Annotated in this window: 2 protein-coding genes and 2 pseudogenes; all 4 read right to left on the bottom strand. The window is 51.4% G+C overall.

What is annotated here, in order from left to right:
- Positions 1-757, bottom strand: a pseudogene (locus RTM06_RS22190) (DNA-directed RNA polymerase subunit beta'); the annotation flags it as partial.
- A gap of 78 nt (positions 758-835) precedes the next feature.
- Positions 836-4,864, bottom strand: a complete 4,029-nt coding sequence (gene rpoB / locus RTM06_RS22185) for a DNA-directed RNA polymerase subunit beta (RefSeq protein WP_008108400.1) — start codon at positions 4,862-4,864, stop codon at positions 836-838.
- Positions 4,865-5,196: 332 nt separating this feature from the next.
- Positions 5,197-5,559, bottom strand: a complete 363-nt coding sequence (gene rplL, locus RTM06_RS22180; protein ID WP_256698085.1) for a 50S ribosomal protein L7/L12 — start codon at positions 5,557-5,559, stop codon at positions 5,197-5,199.
- 66 nt (positions 5,560-5,625) lie between these two features.
- Positions 5,626-5,884: pseudogene (rplJ, locus tag RTM06_RS22175) on the bottom strand (50S ribosomal protein L10); the annotation flags it as partial.

The raw sequence follows: 5,884 nt of genomic DNA, 5'->3' as shown, positions 1-5,884 counted from the left end.
CCAGCGGACGCAGATCTGGCGGCAGAACCGGCAGAACGGTCAGGATCATCCACTCTGGCTTGTTGCCAGACTGAACGAACGCTTCCAGCAGCTTAATACGCTTGGTCAGCTTTTTACGTTTGGTCTCGGAGTTGGTTTCGTTCAGCTCTTCACGCAGCTGCTCGCACTCCTGCTCCAGATCCATATTTTTCAGCAGCGCCTGAATAGCTTCCGCACCCATCTTAGCGTCGAATTCGTCACCGAACTCTTCCAGCGCATCAAGGTACTGCTCTTCCGTCAGAATCTGACGTTTTTCCAGGTTGGTCATGCCGCCTTCGATAACCACATAAGATTCGAAGTACAGCACGCGCTCGATATCACGCAGTGGCATATCCAGCAGCAAGCCGATACGCGAAGGCAGTGATTTCAGGAACCAAATGTGCGCAGTTGGAGAAGCCAGCTCAATGTGGCCCATGCGCTCACGACGTACTTTGGTCTGTGTAACTTCAACGCCACACTTCTCACAGATTACGCCGCGATGTTTTAAACGCTTGTACTTTCCGCACAGGCATTCGTAATCTTTTACCGGTCCGAAAATACGGGCACAGAAAAGACCGTCACGCTCAGGCTTGAAGGTACGGTAGTTAATGGTTTCCGGCTTTTTAACTTCACCAAAAGACCATGAACGGATCATGTCTGGCGAGGCCAGAGCAATTTTGATCGCATCAAACTCTTCGGTCTTAGTTTGCGCTTTCAGAAACTTAAGTAAGTCTTTCACGGATTAGCTCCCGTCGGAGTGGAACTCTCAGGGACGCGCACCCGAAGTGCACGTCCCGTAACCAGTACTTGCGAGTACTTACTCGTCTTCCAGCTCGATGTTGATACCCAGCGAGCGAATCTCTTTCAACAGTACGTTGAAGGATTCCGGCATGCCCGGTTCCATCTGATGGTTACCGTCGACGATGTTTTTATACATCTTCGTACGGCCGTTAACGTCATCAGATTTAACGGTAAGCATTTCCTGCAGGGTATACGCGGCACCGTATGCTTCCAGTGCCCACACTTCCATCTCACCGAAGCGCTGTCCACCGAACTGCGCCTTACCACCCAGCGGCTGCTGAGTAACCAAGCTGTAAGAACCAGTAGAACGTGCGTGCATCTTGTCGTCGACCAGGTGGTTCAGTTTTAGCATGTACATGTAACCTACGGTTACCTGACGCTCAAACTGCTCACCGGTACGGCCGTCGAACAGGGTGATCTGACCGGAAGAAGGCAAGCCGCCGAGCTGCAATAGCTCTTTGATTTCGCTCTCTTTCGCACCATCAAACACCGGAGTCGCGATTGGCATACCCTTCTTCAGGTTTTCTGCCAGACGCAGCACTTCGTCGTCTGTAAAGGTGTTCAGGTCAACTTTCTGACGCACATCTGTGCCCAGATCGTAAGCACGCTGGATGAACTCACGCAGTTTGGAGACTTCTTCCTGCTTCTTCAGCATCGCATTGATTTTTTCACCAATGCCTTTCGCCGCCATACCGAGGTGAGTTTCCAGGATCTGACCGATGTTCATACGCGATGGTACGCCCAGCGGGTTCAGCACGATGTCGACCGGCGTACCGTTCTCATCGTAAGGCATGTCTTCGATAGGGTTGATCTTAGAGATAACACCCTTGTTACCGTGACGACCTGCCATCTTGTCACCAGGCTGGATCTGACGTTTAACGGCCAGATACACCTTAACGATTTTCAGCACGCCTGGTGCCAGATCATCGCCTTGAGTGATCTTGCGACGCTTAGCTTCAAGTTTCTTCTCAAACTCGTGCTTCAGCTCGTCGTACTGCTCAGCCAGCTGCTCCAGAGAATTCTGCTTCTCTTCGTCAGTCAGGCCCAGCTCCAACCAGCGCTCACGTGGCAGTTTGTCCAGCTTCTCAGCTTCAACACCACCCGAGATCAGTACTGCCTGGATACGGCCGAACAGGCCCGCTTCAAAGATCTGCAGTTCTTCAGACAGGTCTTTCTTAACCTGCTTCAGCTGCATCTCTTCGATTTCCAGCGCGCGCTTGTCTTTTTCCACGCCATCGCGGGTAAAGACCTGCACGTCGATAACCGTACCGGATACGCCGTTCGGAACGCGCAGTGACGAATCTTTCACGTCAGAGGCTTTTTCACCGAAGATCGCACGCAGCAGTTTCTCTTCTGGCGTCAGCTGGGTTTCACCTTTCGGCGTTACCTTACCAACCAGAATGTCGCCACCGGTCACTTCCGCACCGATATACACGATGCCGGATTCATCCAGTTTAGAAAGCGCAGCTTCACCCACGTTCGGGATATCAGCGGTGATCTCTTCTGGCCCCAGCTTGGTGTCGCGAGACACACATGCCAGTTCCTGGATGTGAATAGTGGTGAAACGGTCTTCCTGAACCACACGCTCGGATACGAGGATGGAGTCTTCGAAGTTGTAACCGTTCCATGGCATGAACGCCACGCGCATATTCTGACCCAGCGCCAGTTCACCGAGATCGGTAGACGGGCCATCTGCCAGCACGTCGCCACGCTCAATCGGCTCACCCAGATTGACACACGGCATCTGGTTGATGCAGGTGTTCTGGTTAGAACGGGTGTACTTGGTCAGGTTGTAGATGTCGATACCCGCTTCGCCCGGATACATCTCTTCTTCGTTAACTTTGATAACGATACGAGAAGCATCAACGTACTGAACGGTACCACCACGTTTCGCGACGGCAGTTACACCGGAGTCAACCGCTACTGCACGCTCCATACCGGTACCAACCAGCGGCTTATCAGCACGCAGAGTTGGAACCGCCTGACGTTGCATGTTCGCACCCATCAAGGCGCGGTTAGCATCATCGTGCTCAAGGAACGGGATCAGTGACGCACCGACAGAAACCACCTGTTGGGTGGAAACGTCCATGTAGTCAACCTGATCGCGGCTGAACAGGCTTGACTCACCCTTGCTACGGCAGGTGACGAGATCGTCAACAAAGCTGCCATCTTCTGCGAGGTTGGTGTTCGCCTGAGCGATAACGTAGTTACCCTCTTCAATTGCAGAGAGGTAATGAATTTCATCACTCACTTTTCCGTCAACAACGCGACGATACGGGGTTTCTAGGAATCCGTATTCGTTAGTCTGCGCGTAAACAGAGAGTGAGTTGATCAGACCGATGTTCGGGCCTTCCGGGGTTTCGATAGGACATACACGACCGTAGTGGGTTGGGTGTACGTCACGTACTTCAAAGCCGGCGCGCTCACGGGTCAGACCGCCTGGGCCCAGAGCAGAGATACGACGCTTGTGCGTAATCTCAGACAACGGGTTGTTCTGATCCATAAACTGGGACAGCTGGCTTGAACCGAAGAACTCTTTCACCGCCGCCGAAATCGGCTTAGCGTTGATCATGTCCTGAGGCATCAGCGTATCGAGGTCGCCCAGAGACAGACGCTCTTTAACTGCACGCTCAACACGAACCAGGCCAACACGGAACTGGTTTTCTGCCATTTCGCCAACAGAACGAATACGACGGTTACCGAGGTGATCGATATCATCCACTTCACCGATACCGTTACGGATACCGATAAGCTTTTTCATCACTTCGATGATGTCGTCTTTGCTCAGGATACCTGAACCTTCGATCTCATCACGCAGCAGAGAACGGTTGAACTTCATGCGGCCAACCGCAGAAAGATCGTAACGATCTTCAGAGAAGAACAGGTTCTCAAACAGGTTTTCAGCGGCTTCACGCGTTGGTGGCTCACCAGGACGCATCATGCGGTAGATCTCAACCAGCGCGCTTAAGCGATCGTTGGTTGGGTCAACACGCAGGGTCTCGGAGATGTACGCACCGTGATCCAGGTCGTTGGTGAACAGCGTTTCAATGCGCTTGTGGCCTGACTGGCTAAGCTTCGCCAGCAGATCCAGTGACAATTCCATGTTCGCTGGAACGATCAGCTCGCCGGTGTTCAGATCGACGTAGTCTTTAGCAACCACTTTGCCAGCAATGTATTCAACTGGCACTTCGATGTGCTGAATGTTGTCTTTTTCCAGCTGACGGATGTGGCGCGCAGTGATGCGACGACCTTTCTCAACGTAGACCGTGCCGTTTGCTTCGATATCGAAGGAGGCGGTTTCACCACGCAGGCGCTCAGGCACCAGTTCCATCTGCAGTTTGTTATCGCGGATTTCGTAAACGACTTTGTCAAAGAACAGATCCAGGATTTGTTCTGAGGTGAAGTTTAACGCGCGCAGAATGATACTGGCCGGCAGCTTACGACGACGGTCAATACGGACGAAGAGGTTGTCTTTCGGGTCAAACTCGAAGTCGAGCCATGAACCGCGGTAAGGGATGATACGTGCGTTATACAGCACTTTACCGGAAGAGTGCGTTTTACCCTTATCGCTGTCAAAGAACACGCCAGGACTACGGTGCAGCTGAGAAACGATAACACGCTCAGTACCATTGATAACAAAGGTACCGTTGTCCGTCATGAGTGGAATCTCACCCATGTAGACTTCTTGTTCTTTAATGTCTTTTACGGTGCCTTCCGGCGCTTCGCGCTCGTAGATCACCAGACGCAGTTTCACGCGCAGCGGTGCCGAATAGGTCACGCCACGGATCTGACATTCAGTTACGTCAAAGACAGGCTCACCCAAACGGTAGCTTACATACTGCAACTCAGAGTTGCCGCTGTAGCTTGAGATTGGGAATACGGAGCGGAAGGCTGCTTCCAGACCGTACTGGCCTTCTGGATCTTGCTCGATAAACTTCTGAAACGAGTCAAGCTGGATAGAAAGGAGATAAGGTATGTCCAAAACTTGTGGACGTTTACCAAAATCCTTACGAATACGTTTTTTCTCGGTATAGGAGTAAACCATGGGGTTCCTCAGCTAGCTGACATGTCGAACCACGCTGTCCGTCCTGAAAAGGACAGTTCATGCAACACTATTTTTTGTTTTTCATGCGATGCGCAGCACCCCATGCAATACATCTTTCTATCACTCTTAAATCATTTCATCGCCGTTGCTTAGGCAGGGAACCTTTGCAGGAGAGCGATATATTAAGGCGTCGATAGAAAAAGATATTGAAGAGGAATGACGGACAAACAGTGCGAAACGCCATCATTCCCCTGTAGCGCAAAAAGGCTGGTGACCTAAACAGTCACCAGCCATCAGCCTAATGTAACTCAGGCTGCAACCCGAAGGTTGTCTTACTTAACTTCAACGTCAGCGCCAGCTTCTTTCAGCAGTGCTTCCAGAGCAGCTGCGTCATCTTTGCTGATGCCTTCTTTGATTGCGCCAGTAGCTTCAACCAGGTCTTTAGCTTCTTTCAAGCCCAGGCCAGTTGCAGTACGTACCGCTTTGATTACTGCGACTTTGTTAGCGCCAGCAGCTTTCAGAATTACGTCGAATTCAGTTTTCTCTTCAACAGCTTCAGCTGGGCCAGCAGCAACAGCTACAGCAGCAGCAGCAGAAACGCCGAATTTTTCTTCCATAGCAGAAACCAGCTCAACTACTTCCATTACGGACATAGCGGCAACAGCTTCCAGAATTTGGTCTTTAGTGATAGACATATCGATTGTTCCTAAAAATCAGAAAAAGTTTATACGTTAGCAAGCACGAAGGAAAAGAATTTGGCCTTAAGCCGCTTCTTTTGCATCGCGCACAGCAGCCAGAGTACGGACCAGTTTGCCAGCAGCGGCTTCTTTCATGGTCGACATCAGACGTGCCAGTGCTTCTTCGTAAGTCGGCAGAGTTGCCAGACGGTCAATATTGGCCGCCGTGATCAGCTCACCTTCAAAGGCTGCAGCTTTGACCTCAAATTTTGCATTCGCTTTAGCGAAATCTTTGAACAGACGAGCAGCAGCGCCCGGGTGTTCCATAGAGTATGCAATCAGG

The organism is Pantoea sp. CTOTU46764, assembly GCF_031974595.1.
In the GTDB taxonomy this organism is placed as follows: domain Bacteria; phylum Pseudomonadota; class Gammaproteobacteria; order Enterobacterales; family Enterobacteriaceae; genus Pantoea; species Pantoea trifolii.
The sequence above is the reverse complement of the archived record's forward strand: the minus strand, read 5'-3'. Positions and strand labels throughout refer to the sequence as shown.

What these genes read in the sequence shown, in the direction of transcription:
- rplL (WP_256698085.1), bottom strand. Translation starts at nt 5,559, where the DNA reads ATGTCTATCACTAAAGACCAAATTCTGGAAGCTGTTGCCGCTATGTCC.
- rpoB (WP_008108400.1), bottom strand. Translation starts at nt 4,864, where the DNA reads ATGGTTTACTCCTATACCGAGAAAAAACGTATTCGTAAGGATTTTGGT.